Here is an 18,281-nt window from a genome sequence, read left to right as displayed (position 1 = left end):
CGCCTCGTAGCGCGACGTGCCGTGTGCGGCGCGCGTGACGCGCCCGCGGAACACAGCCTACAAAGACCGCGTCCGGATACGGCGAAGGAGCGGCTTACGGAAAGCCGCTCCCCCGTCGTTCGTTACTAGCGGATGCCGACGCCGCTGCGGCGGATGCTCAGGCGGTCCGTCAGCGTGCGGTAGCGCTCGATGTCCTTCTTGGCGAGGTAGCCGAGCAGGCGACGACGCTGGCCGACCAGGAGCAGCAGGCCCCGGCGGCTGTGGTGGTCGTGCTTGTGCTCCTTGAGGTGGCCGGTGAGCTCGTTGATGCGGTAGCTCAGGATCGCGACCTGCACCTCGGGGGAGCCGGTGTCGCCTTCCTTGGTGGCGTAGTCGGCCATGATCTGCTTCTTCGTTGCTGCGTCGAGCGACACGTGTTCTCCCTCTACAAGGTGGTGAGCGCCCCCGGTCTGACTCACGGAGGCGACTGGGCTCACATGGTGCGGGCGCGCCACCCGTGGGCAGCACGCATCCCGGGCACGCGGCACCGGGATACGGACAACCCTAGCAGGAGCGCATCAGGCTGTGATGTTCCGCAGTTTGTCGTACAGATCGAGGACCGCGAGGCACAACGGCACGACCGAGACCATCAGCATGCCTTCGAGCACGTCCATGAGCCGCCCCCAGAAGGGGGACAGACCCCGTACGGGCACCGTGGTGGCGACGATCGAGAGCAGTGCGCCGATCACGCACACCAGCGCGAAGATCCAGCCCTGGCGCTCCTTGTCCAGGAAGCCGGTGTCCAGGGCGAGCCCGATGAACAGCATCGCGAGCCCGAGCAGGCCGGCCGTATACAAAACCGTGACCTGCGCGGTGTGCCGGAAGAGGCGGGCCCGGCCCAGGGTCACCAGGGACACGACCGCGGTGAGGATCTGCGTCCACAGCGTGTCGACGTTGCCGAGCACGACGCACGAGGCGACGATCGCGGCCGCGCACGCGCCGGTGAGGCCGCTGAGCAGCTCGTGCCCGTTGCGGGCGCGCGCCGCGACGTCGGCGTGGTCGAGCGTGTCGCCCTGCCGGTTGGGCGCGTCGGAGGGCAGGAAGCCGATCGGCAGGCGCGCGAGCCGGGCCGCCCACGAGGGCAGGAACGCGATCATCGCGACCGCGACGGTGGCGGCGACGGCGGCGGCCTCACGGGGGCCGCTGTCGAACGCGATCAGTCCGAAGGTGGCGAGCGTGCCGAGCGCGCCGGCGCCGGCGCCGGCGATGTACACCGCTCCGCGCTCCGGTAGCAGCGCGGCGATCAGGGTCGACACGACCAGCACGGCGACGCAGGCGACCAGGAACTGGACCCGTCCGGGTCCCTCGCGCACCGGCGGCTCGACGATGCCCAGACCGGCGATGAACGCGTTCGGCAGCGCGCCGAGGCCGAGCACGGCGCCGCCGGTGTTGTCCCCGTACACCCGGGCGCGGACGCCGGCGACGACGGTCAGCACCAGTGCGAGCGAACCCGCGACGATGGCCGGCAGGCCGTGCGGCAGGGGGGTCATCCGCCACAGCACGATGGCGCCGAGCGAGAAGAACACGGCCGCGCCGGACAGGCCCGCGATCCGCAGCATCTCCGGCGTCCAGAGCCGGTGTTCGCCCGCGACGGAGGTGGCGACCGAGTCGGCGACGTCGTCGTACACCGGCGGTGGCGGCGCGTCCGCGAGCGCGGTGAAACGCAGCAGTTCGCCGTCGCGCACGTTCTGCGCGGCGAGCGTGAGCGTGCTGTCCAGGGCCTCGCCGTCCAGGCGGGTGAGCTGGAATCCGGTCACCGCGCCGTTGCGCTGGACCTGCCCGGAGAGCCGGAGTATCTCCGGGTACAGCTCCGCGAGCGGGACCTCCTCGGGCAGCGCGAGGTCGACTCGGCAATCCGGTGCGATGACGGTGATCCGGGCGAACCCGGTCGTGACCGTCGTGGTCGTGGAGTTCACCTGTGCAGATCCCCCTGCTTGTAGCCGCCCCGTGTCCCGCGGCCCCGAGGGGCCGGGATATCGACGAACTCTATACGCCCGATCACTGGAATCGACGCGGCCGGCCCATAACATGTGGTGGGTACACGAACGGCTCCACCGCCCCACGTGTGCCATTGAGACGACCCTTACGGGGTGGGTTGACTCACATCACCCGCCTTGGCCTTTCCGTGCTCCGCGACGGATCCGAGCCCGTGCCTCCACGGGCGATTCCAGCATCCGCCGTCCACACGAGGTCGCCTCACATGCACACCGCGGCGCGAGCCTGTGCGGATGCGATTCCCGTCAGGGGCGTCGCGAGGTGTGGGGGGAAGGCATGGCCGAGAGCTTCGCCGTCGATATGGAGGCGCTGTCGCGCGTCCACGACGCCATCATCCAGAACATGCGTGGATTACAGGACACCCTGGCCGCTCTCAAGGAGACCGGCCCGGGACGCACCGGGCACAAGGATCTCGATACCGCCTGCCTCGCCGTCCACGACGCGATGAGTCGGGATGTCGAGTTGATCCAGGAGAAGAGCCGAATGCTCAAGAGCACCCTGGCGGCGGCTCTCGAAGAGTATCGGAAAACCGAGGAAGGCATCCGTCTCGGTATAGCGACCGCCTCGGCGGCGGCCGGCGACGCGGCAGTGAGCAGCGGAACCACCCCCGACGGGAACACGGGGTGACCGCGCACGGCGTGAAACTCGCGAAACCTCGGGACCTACGTCATCGAATGCTTTCCGGATCGGGGCACACACATGGGATTTGAACTCTTCGAGAATGCCAAGGAATTCCCCGGATTAGGATTCGACCCCTCCCCCGGACAGCCGCCGGCCATGGTCGAACTCGCCACGAGAACGCGCGAGTCGGTATCGGAAGCGACCCACCTCGTCGAGGGGATGGAGGCCGCCGGGCAGACGTCGATGTCCTGGACGGGCGTTGCGGCGGATGCCTTTCGTACGGATCTCGATGCCACCGCCACCCGACTCCGGGAGATGCTGCCGCGGCTCCGGGCGACGGTCGAGGCCCTCGACACGTGGGCGGCCTCGCTGGGCACGTTCGATCAGCAGGGTCAGGATTTGGAGAGTCGCGCGCGCGGTGCGGCCGCACAAGTGGACCGACTCGAACAGAGTCCCCATCTCCAACGGCACAACCTGTCCCCGATCGTGGCGCCGGAGGAGCGCGCGAACCGCAAGCAGGCCGAGGAGGCGCTCGGCCAGGCCGTGCAGATGCTCGAAGCGATCCGCGCCGAAGGGATGGAGTTGCGCAAAAGGCACGACGAGACGGCCCAGCGCATCGCCGCCGACATCAAGCGCAGCACGATGCCCTACGGCGGAGGGGAGGACTCCGGTTCGGGGTCCCCCGGGTGGATCGATCGCAAGTCGGAATTCAACCTGAAGGCCGGAGACTTCTGGGCGGGGATCAGCGCGACCACGGGCGCCGCCCCGCCGTTGACCCTGATCTCCTCCGCAACCTCGGCCGACGCGCTCATTTTCCACGCGCTGGCGGACCTGGGCGGCGAAAGCGTGCCTTGGCGTACCTACATGTGGGACACCCTCGGGATCGTGCCCGGCGTCAACCTGCTCCGCAATGCGGATAAGACCATCGAATGGGTCAAGGGCCTGGGATACGTGGTCACCGGTGCCGGCTTGGGAGATCTCTTCAATCGCGACTTCGAACCGATTACGGCACCCTTCAAATGGGCAGACGATAATATCGTCGACAAGATACCCGGATCGGGAAAAATCAAGAAGATCTTCGGCCTCTGACGACAGAGAGCCCATCCAACGGGAGAGATGACATATGATATCCAGCCTCGCACCGTTCGAGAATCATCCCGATATCATGGCGGAAATTACGTCCCCTCGCAGCTTCCAGGTCATTCTGCCGCGCCCTTCCGAGGTCGCCCCGGATACCCCTGCGGACGACCCGGGGGAACTGTTTCGACAGGCCCTGGAAGCGGACGGCATCTTCTATTCCGCGATTTTACTGGAGACTGATCCGTCGAGTGAGGAATCCGTATCCGCATGGATGACCGCGGCGTTACGCGCCTCCCCGTCGCCGGATCCGACGGAGGCGGTGACGCAGATCCACGCGACGTTGCGATCGGAGGGGCTCGCGGTGCGGGCTCCCACATTCCTCGATCTGCCGTGTGGGCCCGCCGTCATCGCGATGGACGACGAAGCACTCGCGTCCCCTGACGCCCTGCCCGGTGGCGCGACACTCGCCCGACTGAACGCGTTCGTTCCCGTGCGTGGGACTCGGGCGACCATCCACTTCCGCATGACCACGCCGAACCTGGTGCGGTCGCAGGACTTCGTGGACGTGGCCCTCGTCATGTTGCAGACCCTGCGCATCACCGGCGGCCGGTCATGATTACTGCGGCCGAGGCGGTTACACGGGACATCTCGCTGGTCGGGCTCTGCGTGCTGGTGGCGCCGGTCGTCGCGATGGCGCTGTACGTGCGCGTTCGGGGCCACCAGCCGGACGCGCGAACAAAGCAGGCGAATCGGTTCTCAATCTGGTTCTCGGGTGAGGACGAGGTCTCCGCTCCGCTCGATGAGCACCTACCGGGGCCCGAAGAGGTTCGCCGCATCGCGCTGGCACACGGATACGTGTGGACCGCCACCCTGCCGGACCGCAAGGGCCGCATGCGGCTGTGCTTCCGACGCCTTCCGCCACCGCGGAACGGTTCACCGTGGTGGGAGGACGGGCTGTGACGATCGGCGGAGTAGTTTTCGCGGTGCTCTTCGCCCTCTATATATGGCACCTGGAGCACCGCCGGGCCTGGCCTGTCGACCGCCAACGGGCGGCCGTGGCAAAAGCGTTGGGGCGCCGCCGGAAGCGGAACATCTGGCTCCCGCGCACCGGTCTGACCGCGCCGGAGGTGATCGAGGTGGCGGCCGAGCAGGGCTATCTGTATTTGAAGACGAAGAATTACAGCGGGCAGCGCCGGATGACGTTCGTGCGCACGGCCCCGCCCGGCGCCTTCCCACCGCCGGCATCCCGGAGAACTACCCCTGGCGCGAACGGGTTCGGCCAGTAGGATGCCGTGCACGTCCGATCGGCCCCATGGCCGTCGGCATCATGGAGACGACCCTGACGGGGTGGGTTGACTCACATCACCTGCTCCTTTTCCGTGTTCTGCGGCGGGCTCGATCCGTATCCAAGGATCCTCGCGACGGATGAGGCTGATTCACCTTGACCGTGGTCATCGTCAAGCGCCCGCCCAGGGTGCTGCCCTCTCCCGTGCCGGCGGAGGAGATCCAGCTCCAGCCGCCGCCCGAACTGGAGCGCCCGGCCGAGCAGAACTGGATCATGAGCGTGCTCCCCATGATGGGCATGCTCGGGTCAGCGGGCTTCTTCTTCATGCCGGGCGCACCCAAGATGATGATGGTCATGGGCGGCCTGATGATGGTGTCGTCCCTGGTCATGGTGGTCGCCAACATCATCAAGGCCCGCGGCGGCAACCGCGTCGAGATGCTGGACGCGCGCCGCGACTACCTCAAGTACCTGGGGCAGCAGCGCAAGGAGGTCCGGAAGACCGCCCGCAAGCAGCGCGACGCGCAACTGTGGACGCACCCGGACCCGGACCAGCTGTGGTCGGTGGCCGCGAGCGAGCGACGGATCTGGGAACGCCGGGCCGGCGACGCCGACTTCGGCCAGATCCGGGTGGGCGTCGGCCAACAGCAGCTGTCCACCCCGCTGGTGGCGCCGAGCACCGCGCCGCTGGAGGAGCTGGAGCCGCTGTGCGCGGACGCCATGGGCCGCTTCCTGCGCACCCAGGCGACCCTGGACGACCTGCCGATGGCGATCTCGCTGCGGTCCTTCTACCACCTGACCGTCTCCGGTGAGCCGGAGAGCGTGTACGGGCTGACCCGGGCGATGCTCGGCCAACTCGCGGTGCTGCACTCGCCGGACGACGTGCGCATCGTGGTCGCGACCGACGCGAACTCGCTGCCCCGCTGGGACTGGCTCAAGTGGCTGCCGCACGTGCAGCACCCGTCCCAGTCGGACGGCGCGGGCTCGGTCCGGATGATCGCGGGCGACCTCGGCGAGATCGAGGAGTGGCTGGCCGACGACCTGTCCGGCCGGTCCCGCTTCGCGGCCGGCGCGCAGCCCCTGCTGGACCAGCCGCACCTGGTCGTCGTCCTCGACGGCGGCGGCGTGCCCGCCAATTCGCAGCTCGCGGGGGCCGACGGCCTCCAGGGCGTGACGATCGTCGAGGTGATCCCGGGACCGCTCGACGAGCTGCGTGGCGGCCTCGCGATCATCACCGAGGAGGACCGGCTGACCCTGGAGTCGACGGCCGGCGCGTACGAGGGCCTCCCCGACTTCCTGTCCGAGAGCGACGCCGAGGCGCTGGCCCGCAAGCTCGCGCCGCTGCGGCTCTCGGCCAACGACGACGACGAACCGCTGCTGGCCAACCTGGACTTCACCGACCTGATGGGCATCGGGGACGCCGCACAGGTCGACGTGTCGCAGACGTGGCGACCGCGTCCGCCCAACGACCGGCTGCGGGTCCCGATCGGCATCGGTCAGACCGGCGAGCCGATCATGCTGGACATCAAGGAAGCGGCGATGGAGGGCATGGGTCCGCACGGCCTGTGCGTCGGCGCGACCGGTTCCGGCAAGTCGGAGCTGCTGCGCACGCTGGTGCTCGGTCTCGCGACCACGCACAGCTCGGAGATCCTCAACTTCGTGCTCGCCGACTTCAAGGGTGGTGCGACGTTCTCCGGGATGTCGGACATGCCGCACGTCGCGGCGGTCATCACGAACCTGTCGGACGACCTGACCCTGGTCGACCGCATGCGCGACTCGATCACCGGTGAGCTGAACCGGCGTCAGGAACTGCTGCGTTCGGCCGGCAACTACGCCAACATGCACGACTACGAGCGGGCCCGCGTCGCGGGCGCGGCGCTCGAACCGCTCCCGTCGCTCGTCATCATCATCGACGAGTTCAGCGAGCTGCTCACCGCGAAGCCGGACTTCATCGACATGTTCATCCAGATCGGCCGCATCGGCCGATCGCTGGGCGTGCACCTGCTGCTCGCGTCGCAGCGTCTGGAGGAGGGCCGCCTGCGCGGTCTGGACACCTACCTGTCGTACCGCATCGGTCTGCGCACGTTCTCCGCCGCCGAGTCGCGCGCGGCGATCGGCGTGCCGGACGCGTACCACCTGCCGTCGGTGCCGGGCGCGGGCTACCTGAAGTTCGACACCGAGTCGATGGTGCAGTTCAAGGCCGCGTACGTGTCGGGTACGTACCGCCCGTCCGACCGGGTCCGGCGCAACCAGGCCGGCTCGCCGATGCCGGTCGTGTTCGGGAGCCAGTGGACGGTCGCGAACATGTGGAACCGGCAGCCCGATCTGCCGCCCGAGCCGGAGCCCGAGCCGGACATCGACAGCGCGCTCGCGGACACCGTGCTGGACGTGATCGTGCGACGCATGGTCAACCAGGGCCCGCCCGCGCACCAGGTGTGGCTGCCGCCGCTCGCCGAGTCGAACTCGGTCGACCAGATGCTGCCGCCGCTGGTGGTCACGCCGGACCGCGGCCTGACCGCCCCCGACTGGGGTGCGAACGGTCGTCTGGTGGTGCCGCTGGGTCTGGTGGACAAGCCGTTCGAGCAGCGCCGCGACATCATGTACGCGGACCTCTCCGGTTCGGCCGGCCACGCGTTGATCGTGGGCGGTCCGCGCAGTGGCAAGAGCACGCTGCTGCGGACCATGATCACCTCCTTCGCGCTGACCCACACTCCGTCCGAGGTCCAGTTCTACGTACTGGACTTCGGTGGCGGCGGCATGGTCGCGCTGAACGATCTGCCGCACGTGGGCGGGGTGGCCGGCCGGCTCGACGCCGAGCGGGTCCGACGGATCGTCAGCGAGGTCCAGGGCATCCTGAACCGGCGCGAGGAGATGTTCCGGGTCAACAACATCGACTCGATCGACACCTTCCGTCGACGCCGCGCCGCCGGGACGCTGCCGGACGAGGCGTGGGGCGACGTCTTCCTGTTCGTGGACGGCTGGTTGACGCTCAAGAACGACTTCGACGCGCTCGAGGCCGAGGTCACCGACATCGCCACGCGTGGTCTGGGCTTCGGCGTGCACGTCGTCCTCACCGCGTCGCGGCACCCGGAGGTCCGGCCCGCGCTCAAGGACCAGATCCAGACCCGGCTCGAACTGCGGCTCGGCGAGACGATGGAGTCCGAGGTCGACCGGCGGCTCGCGGCGAACGTGCCCACGGGCGCACCGGGTCGCGGTCTGTCCCCGGACAAGCTGCACTTCCTGGGCGCGCTGCCGCGGATAGACGGGGCGAACTCGGCGGAGGACCTGGGCGAGGGCATGGCGAGCATGGTCGGCGCGATCAAGGCCGCGTGGTCGGGTCCGCCCGCTCCGCCGGTCCGCGTGCTGCCGATGCTGCTTCCCTTCGAGCAGTTGCCGACGCCGGCGCAGGTGCCGGGTCGGGGAATCCCGATCGGCGTGGACGAGCAGACGTTGAGCCCGGTGTACCTGGACTTCAACGTGGACACGAACTTCGTGCTGTTCGGCGAGAGCGAGTCCGGCAAGACCAACTTCCTGCGGTTGCTCGCCCGCGGCATCTCCGAGCGGTACACGCCGGCGGAGGCCAGGATCATCGTGTCCGACTACCGGCGCACGCTCTTGGACGTGGTCCCGGAGTCGCACTTGCTGGAGTACGCGGCGGCGGCGCCGGCGCTGACCTCCTTCATGGCCGAGATCCGCGGCGGCATCGAACGGCGGCTCCCCGGACCGGAGGTGACGCAGGATCAGCTGCGCAACCGGAGCTGGTGGTCGGGGCCGGAGCTGTTCCTGCTGGTCGACGACTACGACCTGGTCGCCTCCTCCAGCGGCAACCCGGTCGGCAGCATCGCCGAGTTCCTCCCGCTGGCCCGAGACGTCGGCCTGCACCTGATCATCGCCCGCAGCAGCGGCGGCGCGGGCCGCGCGCTGTACGAACCGGTCCTGCAGAAGCTCCTGGACCTCGGCACATCGGGCCTGATCCTCTCCGGCAACCGCGACGAGGGCGTCCTGATGGGCAACATCAAGCCCAGCCAACTCCCGCCGGGCCGAGGCCAGTTCATCACCAGGCGCCGCGGCACCCAACTCATCCAGACCGCGTGGCTGCCCGACCAATAGCGCACCCCCACCCACATGACGGGGCCCGGCCGACATCGGTCGGGCCCCGTTTTGTACCGGTTGGGGCGAACGTCCATCCGAATAGTTATAACGGAACGTCATATTCCTCTTGCGATCTGCTGATGCCCTATGGATCAATTGGGCACGCTGCGGCCACAGGTTTGTTCGGCGCGCGCCGAAACGCGCCGCGGCACAGACGTACAAGCACCGGGGGATGCTGGTCATGGCAGAACAGGAAGTCGGGCCCGGGGGCGGCGCGAACCTCCGGTTGAGCGTGGAGGCCCTGGAGACGTTCCAGGGCGCGCTGCAGGGTGTACTCGCGGATCTCGTGGACACCGCGGACTCTCCGGCGAATTCGACGAAGTACACCATCGGCGACGGGGATCTGGGCGTGTCGTTCGCCGAGGCGCCGTTGATCGGCGGGGTACTGAAGGAGACGGCCCAGCGGCTGCAGACGTTGATCAACAGTCTGCACTCCGAGATCGTGTCGATGAAGCAGGGGATGAAGGCGACCGGCGAGAACATGGCGGCGACGGACGACGATCAGCGCCGGGCCATGTCGCAGATCGAGCAGCAGCTCAATGGTGGCCCGCCGCCCGCCGTCGGGGGTTCGGCTCCGCAGACAGCGCAGGTGCCGCAGACACCGCAGGTGCCGCAAGTGTCGCAGGCGGATCGAAAGGTCGATCTCGGATGACGCCGGGGCGGCAGGGCACGCGGATCAGGGGGCGATTCCGATGACGGAGACCGACTTCGAGGGCTTCACGCTCGAGCAATTGCAGAGCATGATCGCCACTGCCAACCCCTCGGCGCTCGCCGGTTACGGGGAGAAGCTGACCGGCGCGGCGCAGAAGATCACCACGGCCGCGGAGAGTCTGGCCAAGATCGCGCGGGGCGTGAACGACGGATGGCAGGGCGAGAGCGCGGACGCCTTCCAACTGCTCGCCGGAACGCTGGTCGCGGCCACGAACGGCCTCGGCGACTACGCCCGCGCGGCCGGTGGGCACATCAACCACGTCGGCACGCAGATCTTCGTGGCGAAGATGGCCATGCCGAAGGTGGACGGGGCGGTGTTGGCCAAGGCGGGCCAGCCGGCCCCGGTCGTGCCACCGGGCACCCCGCCTCCGGCCGACGGCGTGGACCCGGTCAAGGCCCACGCGGACGCCCAGGGGCAGGTGGAGGCGGCCAGGCGCGAGGCGATCACGCAGATGCGGACGCTGGCGTCGACGTATCGGGTGGCGGCGACGGACTTGCAGGGGCTTCCGGTTCCGGTGTTTCCGAGCGACAACAACGACAAGCACGGTGGCGCGAGCCTGAATGCTCCGGGTGGGGGCGGCCCGGGTGATAGTGGAGGGAGCGGTGGGGGCTCGGGAGGCACTGGTGGGGGCTCGGGTGGAAGCGGGCAATACTCTTCGGGCGCTCGTTCCGGGGCGGGTAGTCCGGGCTCCGGTATCTACAGTGCTCCACAGGGATTCGTGCCGGGGGGTGGGTCCGGAGGTGCGGGTGGCGGTTCGGGAACGGTTTCAACCATGCCTCACGTGCCTCAAACAACGAGCCTGCAAGGCAGCGGCCCTCTGACAGGTCCGGGCACGACACTCGATCCCTCCTGGATGCCCCAGGTCACGGGAGGAGGCCCCGGCGCTGGGCCACCAGGAGCAAACGGGCCCAGCGGAGGCACCCCGGGCAGTGTGCCTCCCTACTCTGGGAACAACCCCTTCACCTCCCCCGGCGGAGGAGGCGGCGGCCGCTCCAACTCGGCTCCCGGATCGGTGCCGGGCACCCGTGGTCCGGGAGGCATGGGTCCGCGCGGCGGGGGCGGGAGCATCCCGGGGACCACGCCCGGCGGCACTCCCGGACCCGGCGGCGGACGCGGGACGTTCAGCGCTCGACCCGAAGCACACGGTCCGGGCCCCGTCGGGCCGGGCGGCACTTCCGCGACGGGCTCCCCCGGTCGCTCCCCGGGAATGCCGGGTGCCTCCGGCGTCGGCGGTGCTGCGACCGGACAACCGTCGCGCACCGGATCCGGGCGCAGGCTGGCGTCGTCACAAGGCGGCTCCGTAGGTGGCACTTCGAGTACTCCGTCCAATCGGAACTCGCCGCGCTTGCAGGCACTGCCCGCGGACGGCGGGACTCCCGGACCCTCGGGATCGGGTGCCCAACGCCGCACCACGACGCCCGGAGAGCGGACGCCGTTCACCGGTGGCGCACGCGCGGAACAGGTCCGGCCGCGCCCCAGCCGCTCCGAGGACGACGAGGACAATGTCTGGGACGGCCCACGCCGCCCCGGTGTCGTCCCGCCGGTCATCAAGTGATCGACGTCCTGTCACTGTCCCGGGAAGGACACCATCTCCGCATGAGCGGACGCCTCATCCGAGCTCCCCGGCTGTTCGTCTCGCTCGGCCTGCTCCTGGCTGTCCTGATCGGCGCTGGCCGCTTCGCTCCGCCCGCCCGAGCCGAGTCCATCCGTGCTCAACAGTGGTACCTGGACACCTGGAAGATCGAGGAGGTCTGGAAGACCACACGCGGGGCCGGTATCACCGTCGCGGTGATCGACTCCGGAGTGGACGCCACCCACCCCGACCTGGTGGGACAAACGCTGCCCAGTCTGAACGCTTCAGGCGACGAAGACGGTCACGGCACGGGGATGGCCAGCCTCATCGCGGGACAAGGCCGGGCCGCCGGCGGCCAGGGTGTCTACGGTGTGGCCCCTGCCACGAAAGTGCTCCCGTTCCGCATAAAGGCAACTGCCTCCGGCGGGAGAGACGTCGTCTCATTGACTCAGGGCGTCCGTCTCGCTGCGGACTCGCCGGCCCACATCATCAACCTCTCCCAGGGTGGCTCCGTCGACCAGCCAGTGTTGAGAGAAGCAGTGTCATATGCCTTGAGCAAAGGCAAGTTGGTGGTCGCCGCCGGTGGGAACACTCCTATGGATAGACACAACGTGCCGGTCTATCCGGGCGCCTACCCGGGTGTCCTGGCCGTCAGTGCGGTGGATCGTGAAGGGCGCCCCGCCAACAACAGTGTGCGTGGGTCGTGGATCTCGCTGACCGCTCCAGGACAAGACATCCCGAGCGCCTGTGTAACCGAGAGCCGCTACTGCCTGGCCACCGGATCCAGCGACTCGACGGCGCTCACCTCCGGCATCGCCGCACTCGTGTGGTCGCTCCACCCCGACTGGACCGCCAATCAGGTCATCCGTCGGCTCATCGACACCGCCAACCGGCCCAACGAGCCCGTGCCCTCGAACACCTTCGGCTATGGCGCCGTCAGCCCCCGCAAGGCCATCGCCGCCACCGACACCCCCGGACCGGCCGACGTGAACCCGCTCGTCGGTGTGCGCGGCGACAAGCCCTCCGCGCCGCCCGCGACGGGTACGCCCTCGGCCGCCGCGACCGCGCCCGCCGCCGGGCCGAGCAACACCGCTCCCCCCGCGGCTTCGGGCAGCACGTCCGACGGCGACAGCCTGCTCGTCCCGATCCTCGGCGGCAGCGCGGTCGCCGTCGCATTGGTCGCCGGCGCCGCCGTCGTGGCCGTACGCCGCCGCCGGACCCGCGAGGCGGCTCGGCAACAAGCCGCCGCACCGGCTTGGCCCGGCGGGCCGCCGTCCTACTACCAGGGCGGCCCGTACGGCCCGAGCTGAGACTCACACAACAAGGCCCCGCCCCGTATTGGCAGCGGCCCGCCCGACAACGGAGGTTGGCCCTCAAACCAAGGCGCTTCAGGTCAAGGTGCTCGACGCGCCATGACCCCCAGAGGGGACGCCCGCGCATGCGTACGCCCCGGAAGCCGGGCCGCTGCTCGGCCCGACCGGCCCCGATCCGGCTGCTTCGACTACTTCGACGCGCGCGCGTCGCGGATGACCACCGCGCCGCAGATGACCACGACGGTCAGGCCCAGTGCCAGGAACAGGACCACCGACGCCTGCCGCCGGTCGCGCTCGGCGCGGGTGGGTCCGGAGGCCAGCGGGGCGACATTGACGAGTTCGGTGCTGCGGTCGACCTGGGGGTCCGGCACCGGGGAGTTACCGGGGACCTTGGTCGAGTTCAGCGCGCGCAGCGGGTCCACCACGCCCCAGCCGACGCCGTCCACGTGGCCCGGGGCGGACCGCTGCGCGGTCTGTTCGATCAGCGTGATGATCTGGGCCGCGGTGTAGGTCGGGTGGACCGAGCGGATCAGGGCCGCGACGCCGGCGACGTACGGGGTCGCGAAGGACGTTCCGTCACCGCGGCAGTGCCCGCCCTTGGGGACCGTCGACCACATGTCCACGCCGGGGGCCATCACGCCCACGTACGGCTTGTTCTGTGAGAACGGCGCGCGCTCGTTGTTCCGGTCCGACGCGCCGACGGCCAACACGCCGTCGTACGCCGCCGGCCACGAGTCGAGGTTGTCCTTGTCGCCCGAGTTGCCGGCCGCGGCGACCACGACGATCTGCTTGGCGATCGCCCGCTGGACCGCTTCCTCCAGCTTCGAGCCCGGCTTCTGGCCGCCCACGGTGTCCTGCGAGATGTTGATGATCGAGGCGCCCGCAGTGACCGCGTAGTCGATCGCCGCGGCCAGGGTGTCCTCGTTGCCCTTCGTCGCGTCGTCGCCGCCGTTCTGCCGGATCGGCAACAGCAGCGCGTCCGGCGCGAGGCCCGCGAAGCCGGTCTCGAGCTTGGGCGTCAGCCGGTCGCCGGGCCGGGCCGCGATGATCCCCGCGGCCATCGTGCCGTGGCCGTGGGTGTCGTCGGTGCCGTTGCCCTTGTCGTTGAAGAAGTCCTTGCCACCGATGGTGATCCCGGGACCGAGCTGCGGATTGTCGTCGTCTATGCCGCTGTCGATCACCGCGACCGTGACGCCCTTGCCGGTCGCCTTCTGCCAGAGCTCGTCCAGGAGCACCCGCTGCAGGGACCACGGCTTGCCGGGCATCGGCTTGGACGGGTACTGGCAATCGCTGCCCGCGAGCAGGGCGGTGTCCGCCGGCCCGGGGGGCGTTCCCGCGACCGCGCCCACCGAGCCCGCGGGGAGCAGGAGTCCCAACGCGAGGGCAGGGGCCGCCCACAACCGCCGCACGGATCGCATCGTCGATCGCCTTCCGGATCAACACCCGGCCGCCGCCCGTCGATCGCGGTCCGGCCGGGTCTGTCGTCAGATCTCGCCGACCCCCCGTGGGACCGGTGACGGACGCGAGAGGAGGCGGGCTCGCGCCCGCCTCCTCTCACCACATCGCTGCGGTGGTACCGACTACTGCTGCCACATCTTGGCGTTGGACGCCTCGGTCTGGCGGTACGCCTCGGCCGCGCGCATCAGGCCGTCGGCGATGCCGTTGAGCGCGTCCTGAAGGCCCTGCGCGTTCTGGTCCCAGCTCGCCTGCTGGACGAGGTAACCCTCGCGCGCGTCACCGGACCACGACTCGGTGACCGGCGAGATGTCCCGCTTCAGACCCGACTGCATGTCGGCGAGACGGGCGTTGAGGGCGCGAATATCGGCTGCGGCCTGTTCGAGCGCAGCGAAAGTGACAACTACAGACGACATGCTTTCTCCCCAGTGTCGGATGACCGGTTTGCGACCGGGGCATCGCCCCGAGCAGCACGAGAGCGGGTACGACCGTCGGCTACCGAAGGAAAATCGGTCAGAACATCAACTTCGAGATTCTGCCGCCCACTTCCTGCTCAACGTGGTCGTACGAGTTGGCGTTCGAGCCCATGGCCCCGGAAATGGCGTCAAGAGCGCGCTTGACACCGAGCGCCTTCTGTACGGCCTGCTCCTGCAAAGGGTCGAACTGGTTCCGTGCGGCGCCCTGCCACTGCCCCTCGATCGCGTCGACCTTGCGGTTCATCTCGGTGATGGCCGCTTCCAGGTCGGTCGCGACGCCCTGAACCTTCTTCGACAGCTCCGCCAACATCTGCGGAGTGATCTTGAACGCTTCACCTGCCATGTTTCACCATCCCCCATGAGACAGACGTGCGCGAGGGAAGGTTCGTGTCACCCGTGTCGGGCGCCCCCGCACCAACGTCACTGTTGTGACGTCGTGGGAACTCTAACCGTAACCGCGGAAAGCCCCCAAGCGAGGCCCTACGCATGGTTACGGAACCTTTACGCAGTCGAAACGGTACTGGGCCGGTGTAACGCCCGGGTCTTGAGTGGTGCTCTTCGGCTGCGCTCGCAGTCACTCACGACATGGACCGACGCTACCCCAACTCCCGTACCAGGTTTGAAAATCTCGCCCGGCAGGTCAGGATCCCTGCGGCTTCTTGGCGTCCTGGGCACTCAATCGCGGGCCGCGGGAGACCAGTTCGGACCACGCGCGCGGCAGCGACCGCGGTTCGACGCCTTTGTAGCCCAGGCGCGTCTTCGCCTCGCTCTCCTGACCGGCCGCGGGCTGATTTCCGGTCTGGGCCTCCTCCGGAATGCCGTAGCGCAGCCCCGAGTCGGCGACGAGATACATCGGACCGCCCTCGTTCGGCGTACCGGTCACCTCGCGATACAGCGCCCCCGCACCGGGCTTGACCCATACGCCGCCCATGCCCTCGACGAGCTGCTCCGGCAGATGGGTGCCCGCGGACTGCGCGGTCACGGGCTGGTTGCCGCGCCACTCGCCGAAGAAGGTGTTGCACACCACGCTGCGCGGCAGCTCCAGGTCGTTGCGCGTCATCCGGTTCATCGGCGCCGGCGGGATGTCCGGCCAGCCCTTCTCGGCGGCGTACGTGCGGTCCTGTACGACCGCGGCGCCGAGCGTGCCGATGTTGACCGGGAAGGCGACCGGCTGGGTGTTCCCGTACGCCTGCCTGGCCTGCGGGTCCGACGTGAGCAGCACCGCGGTGAGCTCGCTGATCGGCATCACGCCGTCCATGGTGACCACGTAGTTCTGCCGCTGGGCGCTGCCCTCGGCGCGCAGCACGATGCCGACCTTGTTGTACTCCGTGTCCAGCGGCAACGACGTGGACTTGCCCGCGTCCGTCGGCGTCGGGTGGTCGATGGTGCCGCCGTCGATCAGCGTGGCCAGCCACGCGTCGCTCACCGGCTGGGCCGGGAGGCCCACGAGGTTGAGCGCGCCGATCACCGTGGTCTTCTCGACGAGGAAACGCTTGCCCTGGTAGATCAGGTACTTGCGCAGGTCGCTGTCCTGGACGAACAGACCCTCGCCCGGTCGCAGCGCGCCGTCCGCGGGGGCCGCGCCGATGAACACGCTGCGCTGCGGCTCGGCGCCCGGGTCGGGCTTGCCGTCCTTGCCGGTGGCCGGGCGCTCGCACACCGTCCAGGCCTTGCGGGCGTTGACCTCCTTGGCCGTGGGCAGCCGGTCCGGCGCGTTCGGGATGCCCAGCGGCGCACCGTGGTTCACACTGTTGAGCTGCTTCTCCGGAACCATGTTGACCTTGAACTTGCCCGGGTCCAGGAGCAGCCGGCCGGACGCGATGTTGAGCACCGGGTGCAGCTTGCCGTCGAGATAGACGTACCGACTCGCCGAGTCGCGACCGACGATCAGGCTGCTCTTGTCCTTCCAGCCGGGCGGGGTGCCGGGCTTGATCAGCCCGATCACGCCGAAGCCGACCAGGACCAGCATCGCGACCACGATGCTGGGCGTGACCATGCGCATCGGCTTGGGGGCGTTCTCCTCGCTCCCACCGCCGGGCGCGGGTTGCAGGAATGCGGCCACCATGCGGCGGCGCGCGAAGATGTACGCCTCAAGTTGCTCGCGGCGCGATGCCATCGTTCTCCCCCGTGATCGACCGTGCGCTCCGGCTGAAGGTTCTATCACCGACGCGGCCACAGGGTCGCGGGCGAACCTCTGGCCCCGTACCGTACGGTGTGCCGCACCCACCGTGACAGCCGGGCGACGGCGTACGGGGACAAGTCGTGAGCATGGGGGATGCAAACGTGGCCGCACCCGCGCCTGTAGGGACGCATCGGCAGACACGCCCGCCCACACCTGACGGGACGTCACCACCCGCACCACAGCGCGCCGTTCTACGGGTACATCCACGCGCGGGGCGGGTGGGCGGCGTGCTGGTGCAACAGATCGTACTGATCCAGCTCGGGGTGGTGCTCGTCGCGATCGGTCTCGCGACCAATCCGGCGCTGCTGATCGGCCTCGGTGCCGTGGCGTTGCTGCTCGTGGTGCCCGCGATCGCGCGGCTGCGCGGGCGTTGGCTCGTGCAGTGGCTGCCGATCGTCCTCGATTTCCGCCACAGGCGGCGGATGCCCGCCGTGCCGGACGACGCGGATCCCACCCTCGTACCGGTATTGGAGTGCGCTCCGCAGCTGGTGACGAGTGCGGTGACCGACCGCGAACGCCGCTCGATCGGCCTGATCGGGGACGGGACGTTTCTCACCGCGGTGTTGCTGGTCACCTCGCGGGACGAGCCGCTGCGGCCCACCCGCGCGCAACGGCCGCTGCCGCTGCCCGCGATCGTGAGCACGCTGGAGGTCGACGACGTGGTGCTGTCGTCGGTACAGGTGGTCCAGCACACCCAGCCCGCGCCGGCCACGCACCTGCCCGAGGAGGCGCTGGCGACCCGGTCGTACCGGCAGCTCGTCGAGCAGGGCCTGCACGACGTGCCCGCGCTGCGGCTCACCTGGATCGCGCTGCGGTTCGAGCCCGAGCTGTCCGCGAGCGCGGTCGCGGCGCGTGGCGGCGGCGAACAGGGGGCCCAGCGCGCGCTGCTGCGGGCGGTCAACCAGCTCGCGGCGAATCTGACCGGCGCCGGTTTCGAGGCCCGTGCGCTGGACGAGCCGGAGCTGATCCAGGCGCTGGCGACGTCGTGCAGTGTGAACCGCACCACACGCCAGTACGGACGCGGCGGGCGACGCACCACCGAGTCCAAGCGCGCGTGGCGCTGTGACGACCGATGGCACACCACCTACTGGGCGAACCGGTGGCCGCAGCTGACCCAGGGGCAGACATCCGACCTGGTCGGCGCGCTCACCGCGACACCGGCCATCGCCACGACGTTCGCGCTGACCGCGTCGCACGGCGTGGGCGGCACCACCGCGCTCACCACGCACGTCCGCATCGCCGCCCGCTCGAGCAGCGAACTCGCCGACGTGACACGGCAGTTGGAACGACGGGCGCGTACCGCGAAGATCGGCCTGACCCGGCTGGACTGGGAGCAGCAGCCGGCCGTGCTGGCCACGCTGCCGCTCGGCGGCCTGCTGTGACGAGGCGTCACATGTGCAC

Annotated in this window: 16 protein-coding genes; 9 read left to right on the top strand and 7 right to left on the bottom strand. The window is 69.4% G+C overall.

The annotated features are described in order from the left end of the window. Window positions 1-125: 125 nt before the first annotated feature. Window positions 126-413, bottom strand: coding sequence for a 30S ribosomal protein S15 (rpsO, locus tag OG928_RS23765; protein WP_406287086.1), 288 nt, complete (start codon window positions 411-413; stop codon window positions 126-128). A 144-nt stretch (window positions 414-557) separates the two neighbouring features. Next, on the bottom strand, window positions 558-1,955 hold the full coding sequence (eccD, locus tag OG928_RS23760) for a type VII secretion integral membrane protein EccD (protein ID WP_406287084.1): 1,398 nt from the start codon (window positions 1,953-1,955) through the stop codon (window positions 558-560). Window positions 1,956-2,310: 355 nt separating this feature from the next. On the opposite strand from eccD, the gene OG928_RS23755 reads away from it, so the two are divergent. From OG928_RS23755 to OG928_RS23725, 7 genes are all read left to right on the top strand, one after another. After that, the gene (locus OG928_RS23755; protein ID WP_406287081.1) at window positions 2,311-2,661 is read left to right on the top strand and encodes a hypothetical protein; all 351 of its coding nucleotides are present in this window, start codon (window positions 2,311-2,313) and stop codon (window positions 2,659-2,661) included. A 72-nt stretch (window positions 2,662-2,733) separates the two neighbouring features. After that, window positions 2,734-3,744, top strand: a complete 1,011-nt coding sequence (locus tag OG928_RS23750) for a WXG100 family type VII secretion target (RefSeq protein ID WP_406287079.1) — start codon at window positions 2,734-2,736, stop codon at window positions 3,742-3,744. A 34-nt stretch (window positions 3,745-3,778) separates the two neighbouring features. Continuing rightward, the gene (locus OG928_RS23745; RefSeq protein ID WP_406287077.1) at window positions 3,779-4,351 is read left to right on the top strand and encodes a hypothetical protein; all 573 of its coding nucleotides are present in this window, start codon (window positions 3,779-3,781) and stop codon (window positions 4,349-4,351) included. Continuing rightward, window positions 4,348-4,695 (top strand): hypothetical protein, encoded by a 348-nt coding sequence (locus OG928_RS23740; RefSeq protein ID WP_406287074.1) that lies wholly within the window; start codon window positions 4,348-4,350, stop codon window positions 4,693-4,695. Before OG928_RS23745 ends, OG928_RS23740 begins: the two co-directional genes overlap by 4 nt. Next, window positions 4,692-5,021 carry a hypothetical protein gene (locus tag OG928_RS23735; protein ID WP_406287072.1) on the top strand — a complete coding sequence of 110 codons (330 nt, stop codon included), beginning with the start codon at window positions 4,692-4,694 and terminating at the stop codon, window positions 5,019-5,021. The genes OG928_RS23740 and OG928_RS23735 overlap by 4 nt, the downstream gene beginning before the upstream one ends. A 155-nt stretch (window positions 5,022-5,176) precedes the next feature. Next, window positions 5,177-9,127 (top strand): type VII secretion protein EccCa, encoded by a 3,951-nt coding sequence (gene eccCa, locus OG928_RS23730; protein ID WP_406287069.1) that lies wholly within the window; start codon window positions 5,177-5,179, stop codon window positions 9,125-9,127. Window positions 9,128-9,401: 274 nt separating this feature from the next. After that, window positions 9,402-9,821, top strand: a complete 420-nt coding sequence (locus OG928_RS23725) for a hypothetical protein (RefSeq protein WP_406287067.1) — start codon at window positions 9,402-9,404, stop codon at window positions 9,819-9,821. Window positions 9,822-10,106: 285 nt separating this feature from the next. Here OG928_RS23725 and OG928_RS23720 read toward each other — a convergent pair whose 3' ends face one another. After that, window positions 10,107-10,415 (bottom strand): hypothetical protein, encoded by a 309-nt coding sequence (locus OG928_RS23720; protein ID WP_406287065.1) that lies wholly within the window; start codon window positions 10,413-10,415, stop codon window positions 10,107-10,109. A gap of 1,062 nt (window positions 10,416-11,477) precedes the next feature. Between OG928_RS23720 and OG928_RS23715 the strand changes: the two genes are divergently transcribed. Continuing rightward, window positions 11,478-12,764, top strand: a complete 1,287-nt coding sequence (locus OG928_RS23715) for a S8 family serine peptidase (RefSeq protein ID WP_406287064.1) — start codon at window positions 11,478-11,480, stop codon at window positions 12,762-12,764. 191 nt (window positions 12,765-12,955) lie between these two features. Here OG928_RS23715 and mycP read toward each other — a convergent pair whose 3' ends face one another. The 4 genes from mycP to eccB all read right to left on the bottom strand — a co-directional run bounded on the left by mycP (window position 12,956) and on the right by eccB (window position 16,814). Further along, a complete protein-coding gene (gene mycP / locus OG928_RS23710; protein ID WP_406287062.1) occupies window positions 12,956-14,185 on the bottom strand; it encodes a type VII secretion-associated serine protease mycosin in 1,230 nt (409 codons plus the stop codon). 162 nt (window positions 14,186-14,347) lie between these two features. Continuing rightward, window positions 14,348-14,638 (bottom strand): WXG100 family type VII secretion target, encoded by a 291-nt coding sequence (locus OG928_RS23705; protein ID WP_406287059.1) that lies wholly within the window; start codon window positions 14,636-14,638, stop codon window positions 14,348-14,350. 97 nt (window positions 14,639-14,735) lie between these two features. Then, entirely contained in the window at window positions 14,736-15,041 is a 306-nt protein-coding gene (locus OG928_RS23700; RefSeq protein ID WP_406287056.1) for a WXG100 family type VII secretion target, read from the bottom strand. Window positions 15,042-15,338: 297 nt separating this feature from the next. Then, entirely contained in the window at window positions 15,339-16,814 is a 1,476-nt protein-coding gene (eccB, locus tag OG928_RS23695; RefSeq protein ID WP_406287054.1) for a type VII secretion protein EccB, read from the bottom strand. Window positions 16,815-17,107: 293 nt separating this feature from the next. Here eccB and eccE point away from each other — a divergent pair, with 293 nt between their 5' ends. Next, a complete protein-coding gene (gene eccE, locus OG928_RS23690) occupies window positions 17,108-18,262 on the top strand; it encodes a type VII secretion protein EccE (protein WP_406287052.1) in 1,155 nt (384 codons plus the stop codon). Window positions 18,263-18,281 lie beyond the last annotated feature (19 nt).

The organism is Embleya sp. NBC_00896 (assembly GCF_045207785.1).
GTDB lineage: Bacteria > Actinomycetota > Actinomycetes > Streptomycetales > Streptomycetaceae > Embleya.
Note: the sequence above shows the minus strand (reverse complement) of the source record. Positions and strands in the feature narration are given on the sequence as shown.

What these genes read in the sequence shown, in the direction of transcription:
- OG928_RS23705 (WP_406287059.1), bottom strand. Translation starts at nt 14,638, where the DNA reads ATGTCGTCTGTAGTTGTCACTTTCGCTGCGCTCGAACAGGCCGCAGCC.
- OG928_RS23740 (WP_406287074.1), top strand. Translation starts at nt 4,348, where the DNA reads ATGATTACTGCGGCCGAGGCGGTTACACGGGACATCTCGCTGGTCGGG.
- OG928_RS23715 (WP_406287064.1), top strand. Translation starts at nt 11,478, where the DNA reads ATGAGCGGACGCCTCATCCGAGCTCCCCGGCTGTTCGTCTCGCTCGGC.
- mycP (WP_406287062.1), bottom strand. Translation starts at nt 14,185, where the DNA reads ATGCGATCCGTGCGGCGGTTGTGGGCGGCCCCTGCCCTCGCGTTGGGA.
- OG928_RS23700 (WP_406287056.1), bottom strand. Translation starts at nt 15,041, where the DNA reads ATGGCAGGTGAAGCGTTCAAGATCACTCCGCAGATGTTGGCGGAGCTG.
- OG928_RS23750 (WP_406287079.1), top strand. Translation starts at nt 2,734, where the DNA reads ATGGGATTTGAACTCTTCGAGAATGCCAAGGAATTCCCCGGATTAGGA.
- eccB (WP_406287054.1), bottom strand. Translation starts at nt 16,814, where the DNA reads ATGGCATCGCGCCGCGAGCAACTTGAGGCGTACATCTTCGCGCGCCGC.
- OG928_RS23745 (WP_406287077.1), top strand. Translation starts at nt 3,779, where the DNA reads ATGATATCCAGCCTCGCACCGTTCGAGAATCATCCCGATATCATGGCG.
- OG928_RS23755 (WP_406287081.1), top strand. Translation starts at nt 2,311, where the DNA reads ATGGCCGAGAGCTTCGCCGTCGATATGGAGGCGCTGTCGCGCGTCCAC.